The sequence below is a fragment of the Methanomethylovorans sp. genome, assembly GCF_041305605.1.
Lineage (GTDB): Archaea > Halobacteriota > Methanosarcinia > Methanosarcinales > Methanosarcinaceae > Methanomethylovorans.
Genome location: NZ_JBFYLB010000128.1, coordinates 1 through 18003, shown reverse-complemented (window position 1 = coordinate 18003; position 18003 = coordinate 1). Strand labels below are relative to the sequence as shown.

The 18003-nt window shown below is 39.9% G+C and carries 21 protein-coding genes; 12 read left to right on the top strand and 9 right to left on the bottom strand.

All coding sequences use genetic code 11. From position 1 onward, the window contains the following. The 6 genes from ACCM36_RS08020 to ACCM36_RS07995 all read left to right on the top strand — a co-directional run. On the top strand, positions 1-340 hold a 340-nt coding region (locus tag ACCM36_RS08020; protein WP_370573230.1), incomplete at its 5' end, for an ABC transporter permease. A gap of 160 nt (positions 341-500) precedes the next feature. Continuing rightward, positions 501-1106: a YkgJ family cysteine cluster protein gene (locus ACCM36_RS08015; RefSeq protein ID WP_370573229.1), complete on the top strand. Its 606-nt coding sequence runs from the start codon at positions 501-503 to the stop codon at positions 1104-1106. A gap of 284 nt (positions 1107-1390) precedes the next feature. Beyond that, on the top strand, positions 1391-1957 hold the full coding sequence (locus ACCM36_RS08010) for a flavin reductase family protein (protein ID WP_370573228.1): 567 nt from the start codon (positions 1391-1393) through the stop codon (positions 1955-1957). A 173-nt stretch (positions 1958-2130) separates the two neighbouring features. Then, complete coding sequence (locus ACCM36_RS08005) at positions 2131-2901, top strand: CPBP family intramembrane glutamic endopeptidase (protein WP_370573226.1); 771 nt, start codon at positions 2131-2133, stop codon at positions 2899-2901. Positions 2902-3143: 242 nt separating this feature from the next. Next, on the top strand, positions 3144-4841 hold the full coding sequence (locus ACCM36_RS08000; RefSeq protein WP_370573225.1) for a DUF2207 domain-containing protein: 1698 nt from the start codon (positions 3144-3146) through the stop codon (positions 4839-4841). 21 nt (positions 4842-4862) lie between these two features. Then, positions 4863-5432, top strand: coding sequence for a LemA family protein (locus ACCM36_RS07995; RefSeq protein WP_370573224.1), 570 nt, complete (start codon positions 4863-4865; stop codon positions 5430-5432). Positions 5433-5580: 148 nt separating this feature from the next. On the opposite strand, the gene ACCM36_RS07990 is transcribed toward ACCM36_RS07995, so the two are convergent. Together ACCM36_RS07990 and ACCM36_RS07985 are read right to left on the bottom strand one after the other, a co-directional pair. Then, entirely contained in the window at positions 5581-6045 is a 465-nt protein-coding gene (locus ACCM36_RS07990) for a pyridoxamine 5'-phosphate oxidase family protein (protein ID WP_370573223.1), read from the bottom strand. 101 nt (positions 6046-6146) lie between these two features. Further along, positions 6147-6620, bottom strand: a complete 474-nt coding sequence (locus ACCM36_RS07985) for a methylated-DNA--[protein]-cysteine S-methyltransferase (protein ID WP_370573222.1) — start codon at positions 6618-6620, stop codon at positions 6147-6149. Positions 6621-6940: 320 nt separating this feature from the next. Here ACCM36_RS07985 and ACCM36_RS07980 point away from each other — a divergent pair, with 320 nt between their 5' ends. The 3 genes from ACCM36_RS07980 to ACCM36_RS07970 all read left to right on the top strand — a co-directional run bounded on the left by ACCM36_RS07980 (position 6941) and on the right by ACCM36_RS07970 (position 8979). Beyond that, positions 6941-8020 carry an MFS transporter gene (locus ACCM36_RS07980; protein ID WP_370573221.1) on the top strand — a complete coding sequence of 360 codons (1080 nt, stop codon included), beginning with the start codon at positions 6941-6943 and terminating at the stop codon, positions 8018-8020. Positions 8021-8076: 56 nt separating this feature from the next. Continuing rightward, the gene (locus tag ACCM36_RS07975; protein WP_370573220.1) at positions 8077-8400 is read left to right on the top strand and encodes a phosphoribosyl-ATP pyrophosphohydrolase; all 324 of its coding nucleotides are present in this window, start codon (positions 8077-8079) and stop codon (positions 8398-8400) included. 156 nt (positions 8401-8556) lie between these two features. After that, positions 8557-8979 carry a phosphate-starvation-inducible PsiE family protein gene (locus tag ACCM36_RS07970; protein WP_370573219.1) on the top strand — a complete coding sequence of 141 codons (423 nt, stop codon included), beginning with the start codon at positions 8557-8559 and terminating at the stop codon, positions 8977-8979. Positions 8980-9054: 75 nt separating this feature from the next. Here the strand turns inward: ACCM36_RS07970 and ACCM36_RS07965 are convergent, their stop codons facing one another. The 3 genes from ACCM36_RS07965 to ACCM36_RS07955 form a co-directional block, all read right to left on the bottom strand. Then, the gene (locus ACCM36_RS07965) at positions 9055-9531 is read right to left on the bottom strand and encodes a hypothetical protein (protein ID WP_370573218.1); all 477 of its coding nucleotides are present in this window, start codon (positions 9529-9531) and stop codon (positions 9055-9057) included. Between the two features lie 122 nt (positions 9532-9653). Beyond that, the gene (locus tag ACCM36_RS07960) at positions 9654-10541 is read right to left on the bottom strand and encodes a DMT family transporter (RefSeq protein ID WP_370573217.1); all 888 of its coding nucleotides are present in this window, start codon (positions 10539-10541) and stop codon (positions 9654-9656) included. Between the two features lie 606 nt (positions 10542-11147). Continuing rightward, complete coding sequence (locus tag ACCM36_RS07955; RefSeq protein WP_083885766.1) at positions 11148-11342, bottom strand: CxxC-x17-CxxC domain-containing protein; 195 nt, start codon at positions 11340-11342, stop codon at positions 11148-11150. A 414-nt stretch (positions 11343-11756) separates the two neighbouring features. Here ACCM36_RS07955 and ACCM36_RS07950 point away from each other — a divergent pair, with 414 nt between their 5' ends. Then, positions 11757-11966 carry a YwbE family protein gene (locus ACCM36_RS07950; protein WP_370573216.1) on the top strand — a complete coding sequence of 70 codons (210 nt, stop codon included), beginning with the start codon at positions 11757-11759 and terminating at the stop codon, positions 11964-11966. A gap of 61 nt (positions 11967-12027) precedes the next feature. Next, the gene (ygiD, locus tag ACCM36_RS07945) at positions 12028-12855 is read left to right on the top strand and encodes a 4,5-DOPA dioxygenase extradiol (protein ID WP_370573215.1); all 828 of its coding nucleotides are present in this window, start codon (positions 12028-12030) and stop codon (positions 12853-12855) included. 109 nt (positions 12856-12964) lie between these two features. Here the strand turns inward: ygiD and ACCM36_RS07940 are convergent, their stop codons facing one another. The 3 genes from ACCM36_RS07940 to ACCM36_RS07930 all read right to left on the bottom strand — a co-directional run bounded on the left by ACCM36_RS07940 (position 12965) and on the right by ACCM36_RS07930 (position 16542). Next, positions 12965-13411 carry a tellurite resistance TerB family protein gene (locus tag ACCM36_RS07940; protein WP_370573214.1) on the bottom strand — a complete coding sequence of 149 codons (447 nt, stop codon included), beginning with the start codon at positions 13409-13411 and terminating at the stop codon, positions 12965-12967. Positions 13412-13682: 271 nt separating this feature from the next. Further along, a complete protein-coding gene (locus ACCM36_RS07935; protein WP_370573213.1) occupies positions 13683-14837 on the bottom strand; it encodes an acyltransferase family protein in 1155 nt (384 codons plus the stop codon). Positions 14838-14916: 79 nt separating this feature from the next. Next, the gene (locus tag ACCM36_RS07930) at positions 14917-16542 is read right to left on the bottom strand and encodes a hypothetical protein (protein WP_370573212.1); all 1626 of its coding nucleotides are present in this window, start codon (positions 16540-16542) and stop codon (positions 14917-14919) included. A gap of 304 nt (positions 16543-16846) precedes the next feature. Here ACCM36_RS07930 and ACCM36_RS07925 point away from each other — a divergent pair, with 304 nt between their 5' ends. Beyond that, the gene (locus ACCM36_RS07925) at positions 16847-16996 is read left to right on the top strand and encodes an AN1-type zinc finger domain-containing protein (protein WP_370573211.1); all 150 of its coding nucleotides are present in this window, start codon (positions 16847-16849) and stop codon (positions 16994-16996) included. Positions 16997-17065: 69 nt separating this feature from the next. Here the strand turns inward: ACCM36_RS07925 and ACCM36_RS07920 are convergent, their stop codons facing one another. After that, a complete protein-coding gene (locus ACCM36_RS07920; RefSeq protein ID WP_370573210.1) occupies positions 17066-17953 on the bottom strand; it encodes an ABC transporter ATP-binding protein in 888 nt (295 codons plus the stop codon). Positions 17954-18003 lie beyond the last annotated feature (50 nt).

Below are 18003 nucleotides of genomic sequence, written 5' to 3'. Positions count from 1 at the left end.
GCAGATGCTGTCTGAGTTTAAGAGCAAGCGCGAAGAAGTCGAAACTAAGCTGTCGTTGGGGGCAGACATCTTGCCTTCTTCTGTCGGAATAATACGGGATGCGATAAAAACAGGTGTTATCCCAACAATAGACTCTGCAAAAACATTAGGGATCGTATCACTTCCGGGAATGATGACAGGATTGATACTTGCAGGGATATCCCCCATAGAGGCAATAAAATATCAGATAATGGTCACTTTCATGCTGCTTTCGACCACTTCTATTTCTTCTTATGTGGCTTGTTACCTGTCCTACAGGAACTTTTTCAATAACAGAAAACAGTTAATATCGATAAAATGAACGTAAGGTACAGTATTTGAAAAATGCTTCTACAGGTCTGAAGGGAAGTAGGTTCTATGGGATCGTCTTTTTAACCAAACCTATATATTCAACTTATTGAGTTTATCAATCGCCTTATATAGGCTGTAATCATCAAAATCATACATCGGTACGATCATTTATGGATATGAGAGAAGCTGTCAAAAAGGCAATTCATTATGGTGCCATACAAGGCATACTGCAATATTACATATGTCCTGAGGAATGTGAAGCACATTGCTGTAAGAATGGCCAGATCCATATATTCGAGGAGGAGTACAGGAATTTCTCTCAGATCGACCCGGAAAAGGCAAAGAAGATACAGAGCGAGATGCCTGCAAGTCCTCTTTACAGGATAGAGACACCTTGCTCTTTTTTGAAAGCACATGACAGATGCGGTGTCTATTACCAGCGTCCAATCGTGTGCGGTCTATATCCGTTTAAGGTAAACACTTCAGGCAATTCCATAGGCTTACAACCCTGTCCAGTAGGTTTTCTGATCATCAGGGAGTTTGCGTCGTGGATGATAGCCAACGTATCAAAAACAGGGATGGCAGAAGAAGAAAAGGCCAAAGTTATAGCAGAGTGGGAAAATACCATCGAATCCTATGCTGAAGAACTTTCCGGATTCCACATGAAGAACACTTTAAAAGAGATACAGATACCGTTCGATGAACTGGAAATGTTTGCCATGTATATGGCTTCAAAGGACCTTCCGAAGATAAACGCAGGTGTGGACTTAGGATAGTATTGATACTTAAACTGTCCAACTAAAGCGAGTATTTACTTTTTGTATACATTAATACTATTCTAGATCGGAGACTTTGGAGAATTTCAAAAAAGATTCTGCCATTTTTCATAGGAAGAGTTATTGCTCTCTTTTTTCCCTGACTATAGTATACAGTTCTCTATTGCTTTGAGTAAGCTAGATATAAATACATATTAAAAAATGAGTGAAAGAGTTAGGTGGACAGAAAAACATGTGGATTCAGCTTGAAAACCATTTTATATCATCTGAAAGAACATTAAACCATGAAACAATCGATTGGAGCAAAGACACTCGCGTTCCCGACACCAACATGGGTTGTCGGTACGTACGACGTGAATGGAAAGCCAAATGCCATGACTGTAGCCTGGGCCGGGATCTGCTGTTCTAACCCTCCCTGTGTCAGCGTATCGTTAAGAAAGGCTACCTACAGCTATGCCGGTATCATAGAAAATAAGGCATTTACCGTAAATATTCCTTCCGAAGATCATGTAAAAGAAGCCGATTACTTTGGTCTCGCAAGCGGAAGGGATGAAGATAAATTCAAGGCAGCAGGTCTGACTCCAGTAAGGAGTGAGCTTGTACCTGCTCCCTATGTAGGAGAGTTTCCTTTCGTTCTCGAATGCAAACTGCTCCACACTCTTGAAATTGGGCTTCACACCATGTTTGTCGGAGAGATAGTCGATACCAAGGCAGAAGGATCTGTACTTGACGAAAACGGGAATCCCGATATAGAAAAGATCCGACCGATCATATATGGGACAGGGAATAGAAGCTACTATAGCATTGGACGTGATCTTGGAAAAGCTTTCTCGATAGGGAAAGAACGCTGAATGATAAAAAGCGATGAGCTTAAGGTTCGGTAGAAATCCTATAATAATTAAAATCAATTGGCTAAAACAGGTAATTCACATCAATATCTTACAGTATATTCAAAATAATTGTTCACTTGAATCCTCACTTGGAAATAGAGGATTTCTACAGAGTCGTAATATGGAGATTAAATATGAGCGCAGATAGGAAATTATTCTTAATTTTACTAATTGCATGTATCTTTGGAACGATAGCTGTACTGCCTTATACTCTTACTCTTCAAGGAGAATTACTTCAAAATTTACCGGTACCTTTATACGTCCTCCTGGCTGCTCAGCTTATCCAAGCTATAGTCCTGTTTGGTGTTGCTATCTTTGTTGGTCTTTATTTTGCTAAGAAAGTTGGACTTGGCCTTCCAATCCTTGGAGGATGGCTTGAAGGCAGGGTAGTTAAAAGCTATTTAAAATCCATACTTGGAATATCAATTGGGCTTGGAATTCTGGCCGGTATCCTTATAATTGGACTTGATTATTTGTTTTCCTTTGCCGGCGTACCAATTAATGTAACTCAAGCTTCAATAAATCCTCCGGCATGGCAGGGCTTCCTTGCATCGTTTTATGGCGGGATAAATGAAGAGGTCCTATTAAGATTATTCGTAATGACTCTCATTGCATGGATGATCTTCAGGATCAAAAAAACAGAAGAAGGAAAGCCAACAAACACGGGCATGTGGTTAGCTATTATTATAGCAGCTGTTATCTTTGGCGCTGGCCATTTACCAGCAGTAATGGCTATAACAACACTCACACCGCTGGTAATTGTCCGTACCATTATTCTAAATGCTGTTGGCGGAATTATATTTGGATGGCTTTATTGGAAAAAGGGTTTAGAATCGGCCATGATATCGCATTTTTCTGCGGATATAGTGTTGCATGTGATTTTACCATTGATAGCAGTGATTTGAAGCATTAGATCTTATATCTATCTTTTTTGTGCAATCACTGGTAAATATTGTGTATCTTTGGTACGTGGCGTTGAGGATTGTTTCCAGTTATAAATGCCATGCAATGACGATAAGTGTATATACCAACACCCTCTTTTTTTAAATAGGGTGTGAATTTGGTGTACAAACTCTTTACGGGCAGAAGTGGCTGTTTAAGAACTATAACTTTTGCTTCTACAGTATCCCTTATTTTGTTATTGCTTTTGCCAATCGCATCAGCCAGGGATTATTCTCTTGAAAGTGCGGATGTGAATGTCACAGTATTCCCCGAGGGCATTGTGCATGTGCAGGAATCACTCACCTATCACTTCGATGGCACATTTTCTGAGGTCTACAGGCAGATATACCCTCCACCCGGTGGTTCCATAGGGAACATACAGGGCTATTGCGATGTTGAGTCGTGTGATTTTTACGTTACTGACATTTACGGAGGCTACGAGCTTGTAGGCAGGTTACCTTCTCCAACTCCGGAACAGGTGACCTTTACTACCTCCTATGATTACTATGGCGGTCTCAAAGTATACAACGATGTCTCAGAGCTACACTACAAATTCTGGGGAGATGAATGGGAAAAGCCTCTTAACGACCTTTCAGCCACCGTAACGATCCTTCCCGCCAACGGCTCTGACATAACCTACTGGATACATCCGAATGATTATACCAAAACCGCAACTATAAACGGCAATAAGATCGCAGTTCAGGCCGATGAGATCCCTGCTAACAGCTGGTATGAGATACGGGCGATCTTTCCCAGGCTCACATCGCCGGACTCAAGATATGTGACCCTATATGATCAGAATGCCAAGTTTCAAATATTCAGTACCGAGTCTCAATACGCACTGAAGCAGAAGGCTCTGTATCTGGTTTTCATGGTATTCGCTCTTCTGGCATTGTCTCTCCTTTTAGCTCCCTTCTACCTCTACTTCAAATATGGAAGGGAACCGGACATCGAATATGTGGCTATTTATGAACGTGAACTGCCATACGATTCAAGGCCTGCCGTGGTCAACGCCATGATGAAAGATGATGTAGGCGTTCCCACGATAGATGGGTTCGCTGCAACTGTAATGGATCTTATACACCGGGATTACCTGAGCATAGATGACAGCGATCCAGGGGACATTGTGTTGCATATAAACGGCTCCGAGAGAGAGAAGGGAGATTATCCGGGACTTCTGGACTTCGAGCAGGATGTTCTGGACCTTATCATAAGTCATTCAGATGGAAGTCAGCTACATTGGAAAGAGTTCCAGTCCAAGCTCAAAAAAGGCACATCTTTCTATACTTTCATAAATTCCTGGAACAAAAAGGTGAAGGCTCATATAGACCTTGAAAAGCTGTTCATTGAAAAAGGCGCCAAGAAAATGGACTATTTCGCAGGTGTACTTTTTCTGATAGCTCTCCTGAGTCTTTTTGCTGTTCCCTGGCTGGGAGACTCATCTGCTTATCCGATCATTGAAAAATTGGGTTTCATGCCAATAATTATTGCAGTCGTTTCACCTATTGTGCTTGTCCTCAATGCTAAGTACCGAACTGTTCTGGGGAGGTGGACTCCGGAAGGTAAGCTTTACATGGAGCGCTGGAAGAACTTTAAAAAATATATTACAGACTTCTCTGATCTTAAGGCGCATCCTCCGGGTTCTGTGAAATTATGGGATCACTATATGGTATACGCTATGGCACTGGGTGTAGCAGAAGAAGCACTCAAGAACATGTCTGTCATAGTTCCTAAAGAACAATTCCAGACAAGTCATTTCCATAACAGGGTCTATGTTACAGGTTATTCTTCTGATTTCAGCCATGCTTATCAGGTATCAGCTCCCAAATCTTCATCCGGCGGAAGTCATGGGGTAGGCGGGGCTGGCGGTGGTTTCGGTGGTGGTGGTGGCGGTGCCAGATAAATTGAGAACGGAGGGAAAAAGATGATATTGGATATATTATGGATACTCGGTATAGTTCTTGTTATAGCGTTGCTTATTGCGGTATTTGTCTTTTCCATTTATAACAAACTTGTAGCTCTACGCAACAGAGTGGAGAATGCATGGGCGCAGGTAGATGTTCAGCTTAAGCGCAGGTTCGATCTGATCCCCAACATCGTGGAAACAGTGAAAGGTTATGCAAAGCATGAGAAATCTGTTTTTGAAGAGGTAACAAAAGCCAGGTCCGCATGGATGTCTGCATCAACCGTCGGCGAGGCCGCACAAGCTTCGAACATGCTTTCAGGTGCATTGAAGTCTTTATTTGCTGTGGCGGAGTCGTATCCTGAACTTAAGGCGAATGAAAATTTCAGGCAACTGCAGCAGGAACTCTCGCAGACAGAAGATAAGATCGCATATAGCAGACAGTTTTACAATGACACTGTTATGAAATACAATATTTCCATCCAGCAGATACCTAATAACATAATCGCAGGCCTGTTCCGTTTTGAAAAGAAGGAATTGTTAGAAATTGCGGAAGGGGAAAAAACTGCTCCAAAGGTGAGTTTTGAGTAATGACTCTTAAAGTAAGATAAAGATTTTTTTTAATCTTTTTTCAATCCTTTTTCTCTATTAATTCTCAGAATATTTGATCGACCGTTCTATTCTCAGGCAATTAGGTATTAATTTTTTATATCCTTAAGTGTCATTCAATGTTACAGCGTTATTTGTAATATTTACCTGTACATTCTTTAATGGTTACCTCAATAACACCTGTGCCTTTTATCGCATTATCGGGTAATGCTGTTCCATTTAAATGAGGAGTATATTTTTTCACAATCTTATTTAGCACAATTTTTTTCAATTCATGATCTTCAACGATAGTTGCTGTTCCGGTAACAACAATGCTTTCATACTCCGTATTTATGCCACATGGGGAATTATCAAGAATAAGACCTTTCATGTCATAAATTTGAAAGCACACTTTTTCATTCGACAAAATATTACTGATTTTCTGTCCCTGTGGCAAGCCATGAATGTAAATTTTGCCTTCATAATAAGTGAAATGGACAGGAACAACATAGGGATAGCCATTTTCATTTATGGTTGCAATATTACCTACAGGTGCTTTTAATATCTCTGCTATTTGGTCTTCGTTTAGCTGATGATTCTTCATGCGGTTTTGCATAACATTTCCTCCTTAATGCAGATTGTATTCTTCTAACTATTCGCTTACTTCATGTATTGCATGTTAAATTTAATAGAGATCTTATTTTTGCTTTGCCACATTTAATGATCTGCATGTCGCTTTTCCAATTCCAGCAGATGTTCCTTTATCTGCAGTCCCCCTCTATAGCCTGTCAATTTTTTGTTTGTGCCGATAACCCGGTGACAGGGAATAAAGATCGGGATTGGATTGCGATTGTTGGCAAGCCCTACCGCCCTTGAAGCTTTTTGATTGCCTACTTTCTGTGCTATTTCCTTATAGCTCCGGGTTTCACCATATGGGATGGTGAGTAAAGCTTTCCATACGTGCAGCATGAATTCTGTGCCATTTGGAGCAAGAGGAAGCATGAAATCTTTTTGTTTTCCTGCAAGATAGCTCTGTAGTTGTCTGCCTGCCTCTTTTAACGTTTCTGTTTCATTTATGACGGCATTTTCTGGAAACTTATCTCCATTAAAATATACATTCGTAATGGCATTCTCACTTTCAGCAATACCTATTTTCCCAATATCGGTTTGATAGAAGAATATATTTTTCATGGTTTATGGTCACTGATCTACCTTGAATACAATGTTATTTTCATTACTTTCTATTATTGTGTCCACTTTTCCTTATACATGCATCGTATATCAAAAAGTTAAATCATATTTAAATCATATATCTAATTAATGTTTACTTGTGAAATGCTTAACAGTAGCAACTTTATTTCAGTTATCAAACGAATTCGATAAACGCAATAATCGATAATCGTCGGTTTATACGCATTATGTTTTTTCCAGATGGTCTCAAGTCTCCGGCTTTCAATAACTAGAAATAGTTTAGCTATTATTCTGGAAATATATTCCGGATTCGATGAACAATGAGATTAAACCTGATCCAATTTCTGGCTAATTCTTCTCTAATGATGTCCGGCATTTTCATGCCTGTTTTTGCAAAATCCCTGGGCGCATCATATTTTGAAGTGGGCCTGATCAGTGCCTTTTTTGCAGCAGCTTCTTTTTTCTCTTCATTTGTATTTGGAAAAGCCGCTGATATCAATCGCCTGCGTCCTATAATCCTTGCAGGTCTTGCAGTTTCCGCAGTTTCTTTCTTCATGCAGATATTTGCTTATAATGCTGCATCACTTGCTATGATCCGTGCAATGGTGGGTTTCAGTGTAGGAGTGTATCCAGCTGCCCTTATTGTAAGCGTTTATTATGAAAAGGAAAGTATCGGCAAATTCAGTTCATTCGGTTCCCTTGGCTGGATGGTGGGTTATCTGGTTGCCGGGTTCATAGGGGACATAGAGCATCTTTTCATTTTATCATCTCTTTTCTTCACCATCGCTTTTTTTGTAGCTTTTGGGCTTACGGACGTGCAGAAACCCTCTATTTCCGTGAGTTATTTTTCATTGGCTGCATTCAGGAAAAATTTTGATGTATATATATCTATGTTCCTTAGGCACATGGGTGCGGTTGCCGTGTGGGTCATTTTGCCTCTGTACATGGCTTCTCTTGGTGCTTCTAATTTCTGGACAGGGATCATATATGCTATCAATCCTTCCATACAATTCCTTCTCATGCGCAGGCTGGATAACTTCAGGAACGAATGGCTTATCAAATGGGGCATTATTACTTCGGGATTGGCTTTCATAAGTTATTCTCTGGCGCAAAATTTCTATTCCATTATTCCGGGAATGATCCTCATAGCTTTTGGATGGGCTTTCTTGTACGTTGGTGCAAATCAGCTGGTTGTGGGACGAAGCATCGAGAAAGCAAGTTCTGCAGGAATTTTGAACTCCAGCATATCTGCAGCAGATATCGCAGGATCTATTCTCGGTGGACTGATCATGGAATACTTTGGATTCAGGCAAACAATGGTATTTGCTGTGGCCTGTGCAATATTATCTCTGTCTGTATTTATCTGGATGAACAGGCCATCCCGTGAGGTATCTATTTAACTTACGATGATTCTTAGTGATCAGTTAAAGGATCATTATTACCAATGGATATGACCATGAATTCAGAATTCATAAAAGGAAAACTTGTAAGGGACAAGATCCCTGCCATTATCATGCAGGATGGCAGAAAGCCTGTATATCATCAGGCTTCTGAGGAAGAGTACAGGACAAAGTTGCTGGATAAACTGGTAGAAGAGGCAACAGAATTCATATCTGCTCCTTCCGAAGAGGAGCTTGCGGACATTGTAGAAGTGCTAGATGCAATTATTGACCTGTTTGGTTTTGACATAGAAGAAATTGAGAACATGAAGATGTCAAAACTTAAGAACAGGGGTGGCTTCAGGGAAAGACTAATCCTTTGTTCAGTGATGGATGATTAGTTCATTTTCCTACGATGAGGCTTTTATGATTCTAAGTATCTCAACTTCTACCTAATTGTTTCTCAATCTCACACACACTTTTTTAATAATAGGACTCTTACTTTTATCAGGACAAATCGAAGGAATCTACTGTATAATGATTAGGATAAGATTCACATGATGAAATATGTAAATATTTTTCAAACTTTAATAGTAAAGTCTATTATTGTCATGATGGTGATTGTAATTCTCAGTTCCACTCTGGAGGTCGGTTGGATTATTCTGCGTGGCCTTATTACTCCCCCGGTCATTTTCCTCAATGTGGAAAAAGTCTTGGATATATTTGGTCTGTTCTTCCTTGTGATCATAGGCATCGAGTTGTTGGAGACCATCAAGATGATCATCACTGAATCCACAATGAATGTTGGTGTGATCATTCTGGTGGGAATCACGGCAATAGTACGTAAAGTAATAATAATAGACCTGAAAACTACTGCTCCTTTATTCCTTATGGGACTGGGGGTGCTCGTATTGGCCCTTGCTGGTGCTTATTATCTGATAAATATCACAGGAAAAGAATTCAAATGCGAACTTAAGTGAAAAGTGACCTTTCAATCAAAAGACAAAATCTTAATTTTTGTATGTAGTTCTCTACCCGGCAGCTACAATTTTCACTTATTTCACTATTTCACCATATGCTTTTTTCAGTTCATCCTTTGGATCACTGTTACATCTTAAACCCAATTTATGTGAATATGCCTGGATGGTTACTTTCCATTCTGACCTTCCCATGCCATCATCGTCATTATTTTCTCTGTACTTGACTTCCACCGAACTGATGCTGGAATTTGGGATTGAGAAATTTGCAGGACTTTCTTTCAATATCTCCTCAGGCGTCATGCTTAGATACCGCTGGGTGTAGTTCATTCCTCCGGTTATTTGGCTTCCCCATTGTCCAAAGAAACCTTTTCCTTCCTGTTTGGCTTTGTGCCTTGCTTCCTCTACCACACTTTTCATGATATCTGATGTTAGTTTGGCTAAAATGCTCTGTTCCTTTGTGACGACAAGGGTAAAGCTATCGTTAGCAAGGCCCATTAACTTTGGCTTATTCAAGGGTCCTACTATTGCAATTATGTTTCCATTTCCAGACATGCGTATACACCAATATTATATTTTTAAAGTATTTGGTGATTCAAGTATTTTAACTTATGGAGAGGGTAAAAAGTATAGTATGGGATATGCGCTGTCTGAAGTTGTTTCAGTAGAAATGTCAGTTAAGTTCCTTTACTTCCTAGATTTCTTAGACTCACCAGGAATGCAGAGATCAGCACCAGAATGCAGCCTATGAATACGTTAGTTCCAAGGTGAACTCCAAGCAACGTGACATCAAATAGCACACCACTTACGGGTTCTATCAATGAAAGCAGGGAGCCGGTTTGCGCTTCCACCTGGGAAAATCCTATGATGGTGAGGAATGCTCCCATTCCTACGGAAACTGCTCCAAATGATGCTAACACGTTGAGATTTTCTGTTAATATGTTCCATGGAGTATTGAATGCAAATGGTGTCATGAGTAAGCAGCTAAGTCCCATGGACCAGAAAGCTATTCCCATCTCAGGGTATTCGTCTTTCATTAGCCGTATATTCATTATCAGAGTGGCTGCAAGAATGCCCGAGATTATACCTGCAAGAATACCTGTCAGATATATAGGATCTGTCTGTAATCCTGAAAATCCACCTTCCGGCCGTATCACAAGGATCACACCTGCAATGGCTAAGATCATTGAGTATATACTTTCCCTGGCTATTTTCTCTTTTAGTATGAAAGGTGAGGCGATCATCACGTAGATCGGTGATGTGTATTCAAGCAATATGGCAATGGAAAAACATGTTGTTTTGACGCAATAGAAATAGAAGAACATGTTTACTACGGTAAGAATACCCTGCAGTGCAAGCAGTTTCTTTTTTTTCCGAAGCTTGATCTGTGATATATTACCGGTAGCAAGGATCACCAGAAGTATCAGCAAAACACCAAAGAACAGCCTATAGAAGATCATCGAAGGGATGGACATTTCATATATGTGGGCCAGGAATATTCCTGTGGTCCCATATAGCACACACCCAAGAAGTATAGCCAGATGTCCCTTCTTACCTTCTAACATAGAGCACAGAAGCCGAAGGTTTCTTAAAAAGATTGCGTGACATCTGAGATATCAGAAAAAGATTTCCGATACATTCTTTAAATCTGCTTTCGAGTTGATGGTATACAAATAGAGGCCAAATATATCAACAACTATTAGGACTCAATTTATCTTTAAGGAAAATAGTATCACATTACAGTCAGAATAAGGCAAAAATATCATCAAGAATGTAAAGTGAAATTATTCAAATCATTTTGGTAATTTTATGGTATTTGCTTAATTTTATGGTATTTGTTATTTGTGTAGCAAGTAAAGCTCTTCTTACAGCTAGTACATCTGGATGCAGACCTGTATGTTGCTCCAAAACTAGCGGGACTTCCCAGCTTCGATGAGACGCAAATGATCTGCTGTCCCAAAGGCACCGTAGCGAGAATTTGAGTTCCACAACCTGGACATATTACACTTTCATTCGTCATCTCTATATCCCCCTGATTTCTCTCACAAAATTACATCACGTAATTTTGTAACTTTAAAAAACAATATTAAAAAAATTCATCGGGCAGAAATATGTTCATACATCTGCCTTCTGTGTGAAGTTATAGAATCAGATATCTGTTGGTTACAGATCTAATATCTAGCTGGTCTATGCTTCTGGTAGCATTCTCTGCAGTATACTGGCCTGTCACCGGATGGCACGAAAGGTACTTCAGTTTCCTGTTTACAGTCTGCGCAAGTTGCTTTGTGCATTTCTCTTGGACCACTTGGTCTGAAGCCACCGCTTCCACCGCTTCTACCGCTTCCGCCTCTACTATCGAATCTCATATTTTACTTTCCTTTATTTAGGTAGTTCGTCTCAGCAAAAGCTGAGATCGAGAATTTTCGCATGACAGGTTCGATCTGATCTTCATCAGATCTCCACTTTTTGATACGACCAACTCTTTGTTGTTAAATCAATTAACTAAAAGAAGAACACAAGAATGAGATAATCCTTTTATTAAATCGACAAACATTCGAACTCTACTTATATAAACATCCACATGCTATATAAACATGTTGCTATCAATATATTCATTACTTCTAAACATATACCTCTATATGATGTCTACATAAAATAAAGACAGTAGGTATTTACTTTTTAGTTCATTCCGAAGTTATTCCTGCTTCCAAAGTTCGATCAATGTAGCAGAGTAATTTTATGAAAGAACATGCTTATATGATGAAGAATTTACTTGTGCCATGAGTTCAGGAAATACCAGAGGGAATATTAAGATAGGCTTGAACGTGGGGATTGTTCTGAAACAAGATCAAGCCACTGGAAAAATAACACGCGGTGTTGTGAAGAGGATCTTAACCAATTCTTCATCTCATCCGCATGGGATAAAAGTTCAATTGGAAGATGGTCGTGTAGGAAGGGTTAAGGAGATCTATACCACAGGTGTAAGATGATCCCATATAACCAAAAGACGTATTAATATATCCAGTTCATCTTTCTTCATAGGGTAATGTGATGCAAGAGGACATTAATCAAGAAATGTCTGAATCCGGGAAAATGCCAGTACTGTTCATCGGGCATGGTTCATCTCTGAATATAATCTTAAAAAACAGCTACACAGAAAGCCTGGTGCGTCTTGGGAACGATCTGCCAAAACCTAAGGCCTTAATGGTAGTCTCGGCACACTGGCTTACAAACGGGACCTCTGTCACATGCAATGAAAAACCAAAGCAGATCTATGATTTCTACGGTTTTCCACGTGAGTTGTACCAGGTGAAATACTCCAGTTCCGGCTCACCTGACATTGCAAGGCTTATCAGTGGAATAGTACGTAAAGTGCAGGTAAGATGCAGTAATGACTGGGGGCTGGATCATGCTTCATGGGCTGTGCTAAAGCACATGTATCCGCAAGCCGATATCCCGGTTTTCGAGATGAGCCTGGATTATTCCTTTAACGAATGGCATCCTAAAATGATCCAGTATCATTATGATCTGGCATCAGAACTTGGAGAATTGCGCAGAAAGGGTGTTTTGATCATCGGAAGCGGTAATATTGTACATAACCTGGGAATGCTTGATTTTCGTAACATCGATGCAAAACCTTTTGACTGGGCTGTGGAATTTGATGAAAAAGTAAAGTCTAATCTGCTTTCAGGGAACCATAGGGATCTCATTGACTACCGGAATATGGGAAGAAACGCACCTTTTGCAGTGCCTACTCTTGATCACTACCTGCCGATGATATACGCAATTGCACTGCAGGAAAAGGATGATCGGCTGGAGTTTGTGCATGAAGGGTTCCAGTATGGTTCCATTTCCATGAGAAGTTTCCGTATAGGATGACTGTTAATAAAGAAGAATTGTCATTCTTCTTGAAGGATTTAGAGAAGGAAGTGTTTGGACAGGCTTAATCCTGTCCTCATTTATGGAAGCGAAATTAGCTTTGTTGTTTTCAGCCTCTGTTCTTGATCAACATGACTTCAATGATGTTGACCGCTTTGTCCTCGGGAACACCCAGAGATTCCTGGATCTTTGTAAGGATATCTTTTTCTCCCTTCGCGAGTACGCCATCTGCCAGCGTGAGGTCAGCTGCAACTGCAAATGCTGTCTCCCTTAAATCAGCCTGAAGGACTTCCTTTGAAGATGTCACCAAAGCTTCGACACCCTCCCTTTTTATTATACCGGTGAGCTTGTTGAACATGGATGACATATTCTTATCGTTATAGTTTGAGAAAAGTTTCATGCGCAGTAATGATGTTACAAGACCTCTTGCTTCATCCGCAGTGATTTCCCCGTCAGCAGCTATGGCAGCCAAAGAAACTGCAGCAAATGCTTCTTCTTTGTTCAGTTTAACATGCTCTGCTTCTTTGCTTCCTTTTACTTTGTCAAATAGACCCATCATATCTCTCCTCTATTTTTTCCAGGTGTTTTAGTCAGATCTCTTCCCTGTGTAGGATCCACGATTGTTGGATATCTATTCAAGTGATGATTGTCCATTCCCTCACTTGATGTATCTTTTCACTCCTGGATTGAAATGGTAATTATATTCTGAAAATATATATAATTAATCCATATACTTCTATTGTCTAATCTGGCAGTTCATGCAGAATAAGTCCCATTTGTGGATCTTTTAACCAAATAGAATCAAATGTCATCGATTTCATTTTATTTCATTTCATGCCGAATAGGAAACGCATCAAATTGATTCTCCTTATAAGGAATTCATATACCAGCATTATTGTCACAAATGAGCTTAAACTCAACAAAAGGTATTTTGCCAATAATCCAAGCTCCCAATCCATTATCCAGAATCCGAAGATCACAATGACAGTCTGATGAAGTATATAGAATGGCAGGACCGCTTCATTGGCATATTTGAGGATAGCGTGATTAAAAGTTAAGTACCTGCTGCCAAAACCGAATATCGCCAGAAGCCAGCACCATGAAGCAGCTGCAGTTAATACATCCTGATATTTGCCTACGGATTCAAGGCTGTACAGGTAGCTCACAATACCCAGCAAGGTGATCCCAGCTGCTATCAATAGGGCTGGCACCCTGTGTTTTTCGATCGTACCCTTGAATCTCACGTCAAGTGACAGGAAGAAGCCCGTGATGAAGAAAAGAAGATACGTCAGCAGGCTCCAGCTGCCAAAGGACTGGATACCTATACTATCTCTGTATTGCCCCACGAACATCTCCATCAGAATGAGAGGTATCGCCAACAGGAAGATAGCTCCAGGCTTTGTGAAAAAGGAAAATACATGAGAAACTGAAGGGGAGTTTTTTTTCTTCACGCCCAGCATGAACAATGGAAGCGTTAACATGGAAAAGATGAAAAGGAACTCCAGATACCATAGATGCAGTCCCATCCATGCGAAATTCCCTCCGAATGCATAGAGTCCGTCAAAGTAGTGGGGATAGAAGTCAATGAAAGAACCACTAAACTGGCCGTGGGATGCACGTTCTATATAAACTTGCACAGGTACTATGATAACTAAAGTACCGAATATTAAGGGTACTATGAGCCTTTTAAATCTCTCTACTATGTATTGCTTTGGTGATCTTTTTGTGAGCGAATAATTGGATGACATAGCGGATATGATAAAGAACAGGGGCATCATCCATATTTCCAGGATCTCCAGTATTATTGAAATACCGGAGGAGAGTGCGTTGTTTTTCACATGCCAGTCTTCGAGATTGAAGAATCTGCCACAGTGATAAAAAAAGATGGTTACCATTCCGAAAATACGTATCCAGTCAATATCGTAACGTCTTTCGGTCTTCTCCGAGGCAGAGGTCCTATCACTTGTAATGGATTGCACCATGGATTCCAGCCCACACTTCAACTCACATTACAGATTCTCTTGTGTTCGACTATTTATATGTTATCAATTACTTTTCTTACTAGTCTTCTTGTCTCAGTTCTCTGAATATGGCAGCAAGGTAATTATCTACAATTTTCGCATGATGAAGAAGCTTTAAACTTTCAAATATTTCAAGTGCTTCTCCATATGCTTTTGTTGCTTTTTCGAGGTTGACTTTAGTTTCTTCTAAATCTGCCATAGAACTGTATGCCATCCCCAGATTTTTCCGGGTCATTGCATATTGTATCGGGAATTCCTTCAAAGTTGTTACTTTTAGTGCTTCTTCATACGCTTTCATTGCAGTTTCAAGGTTTTTATGTCTCTCTTCGATACCTGCCAGATCCGCGTATGCAAGCCCCATATTGTTCCAGGTCATGGCGTGATCCATGAGGAATTCCTCCAGAGTATATACTTTGAGAGCTTCTTCGTATGCTTTGATCGCTTTTTCGAGGTTGTTCTTTCTCTCCTCCACGGCTGCCAGATTCCTGTATACCATTCCCAGGCTTTTCCGGATCTTTGCATGATCCAGTGGGAATTCTTCCAGGGTCCTTAACTTAAGTGCTTCCCCGTATGCTTTGATAGCTGCTTTAGCATACTCGGCTTTTTGTATTCTGATGAGGGAATTTGAGGATGCTGTATCACCTATTCCTGTAAGGACAGCATGATTAAGAGAAAAGGTGTCTGACATCTCTTTCAGGATTGAAAGTTTTGATGTTGTTTCACTGAGTTTCACTATCTTTTCCAGATACACTTCTTCGACATGGATCTTTTTTTCTTCAGGTGCAGAGACTAATTCACTACTCTTTAGTGGACCAAGCACTTGTTCCCAGTCTAAGCCGGTGTCAGGATGATCTTTACTATAAACAGTTTCTACCCAATCATAGGCGAATATATGCTTTCCCTCATATATGCCTGCGATGTGTAGCTTTTTTATTATTCTTAATATTTCTTGCTCTCTTTCTATAAGTGCATTATATCTTCTTTGCATTTCATGCAATTTCAGGAAAACCGAGCCAATGGTTCCGTCGAAATCGATGTCTTCCCATGTGATATTTTCTCTTTCGGCTATTCTCTGAGCTTCATCTGTGGAGAAATGACCAATGTCAATTATATTCTTGGCAAAAACTGTTTCAATATCCAGTTTTTTGTCCAAGAGTTCAAACCTCTCACCAGTCTGGCAGGTTGCAACGATGATAAAATTCTTAGCCCTGATGATCTCCAGTAGTTTTTCAAAGTTACTCTTTTCAACAAATCTGTCAAGATCATCCAGGATAACAACTTCGATATTCATCCCATAGTTATCTGCAAAAGGATAATCTCCGGAATCAATATCATCCGGATGTGGAATGGTGACATCTGCCAATGAACCCATACTTTTGAGAACTTCAAAGACAGTCCGGGTTTTGCCAGCCAGTGCAACCCCTTTTACCAATACGCTCTTCTCTTCGAGCAACAGGTTTCTGAGAATATCATCTTCTTCACGAGGACGGTATTTATAGTAAGGTCTATTTTCCAGCAGGTCCTCTGGTTCAAGCTTAGTGCCAGAGATCCACTTTCGTTTGAACGGTTTCTGTTGTTTTTTTCTTTTATCAAAATACTTGTCGTAGAGACCGTACAGGAACTTCATTGGGGAAAACTGAACAGATCCATTCGTAACACCACTCATTCACAACACCTCAACACAATCATTTCGTAAACTAAGTTATATATTTTGCGCAGTATTGCTTTGGATAATCGCAGTCCTATTCAGTATATATATGGGATATTGAACTGTGTTAAAGCCGGAAAGAAATAAAAAACAATATATATACCTTTCGTTTAATTTAAGAATACCAGTTCAGTATGTCCCAATCTAAGTACCACCCTCCCACCCTCTTTTAATCTGAACTGGTTTTCATCTTTTCATTTTTTGCTGTTGACAGCTCTCCATAGATTTTTAAATCATTGATCTATATTGATGTACTGTTGATATGAAATGTGATTACTGTCATGGAGAGATACATGGTATGAAGTGCTTGAGAATCCCTTATAAGTGCCACTTTTGCGGAGGGTCTTTTTGCCTGAAACACCGCTTGCCGGAATACCATGATTGTAAAACTGCACACCTCCACCATCGATAGTTTGCCGATCTTGCTAAAAATTTGGTTGTATTTACTTCCACATGGAAAATCTGAACTTCAACTCAACATTCAAATATTAGGCACAATTATTCTTTTTCCTTTGTATTCCAGAATATCCACGTGTATTCCATAAGCTTCTTGTATTCTTTCAGGAGTCATCACCTTTTCTGGAGCTCCTGCAACGACTATATTATCTATTGGATATGTTAAAATTGGTTTATTATCAGTAGAATTATGTAAATCACATTGGTTAGAAGTTGTACTTTTTCCACATGTCCTGTCTTCAAGCTTTCTAAGCAAAATGATCTCGTCCGAGAACAGCATTGCATGGTTTGGTTCATGCAGCGTCATCAGAACAGTAATGTTTCTGGTCCTTGAAAGGTTAGTAATTGTTTTCAGGACATGGATCTGGTTCTTCAGGTCAAGGAAAGAAGTTGGTTCGTCAAGCAGAAGAAAATCCGGTTCCTGTACCAGTGCTTTTGCGATCATCACCATTTGCCGTTCTCCCCCGCTTATCTGGGTATAGGATCTATGGGCAAAATGCCCTATACCTAAAAATTCCAGAATCCTGTGGGCTTTCTCAATATCCTTTTTTCCAGGTGTCGATAAAGTGGAAATATAAGGCATGCGACCGGTGAGCACCACATCCAGTACAGAAAAGGGGAAAGATGATTTGTGGAGCTGAGATACATAACTCAAAGTCTTTGCCATTTCAAGATTTGAGATATCTGCTGTATTCTTATTATCTATGTAAACTGTTCCTTCGTATTGCCTGAGAAAACCATTTATTACTTTAAGAAGTGTTGTTTTTCCGCAGCCGTTAGGGCCTACCAATGTAACAACTGATCCTTTTTTTATTCTAAGGTCGATATTTTTCAATACAAGTTCTTTCCCATAACTTAAACTTATGTTCTGAATTGAGATGCCACAATTCCCCATCGAAGTATTTTCGTTCATTCCCAACCTCCTGCTCTTGTGCTTCGTAAGAGGTAGAGGAAAAAGGGGGC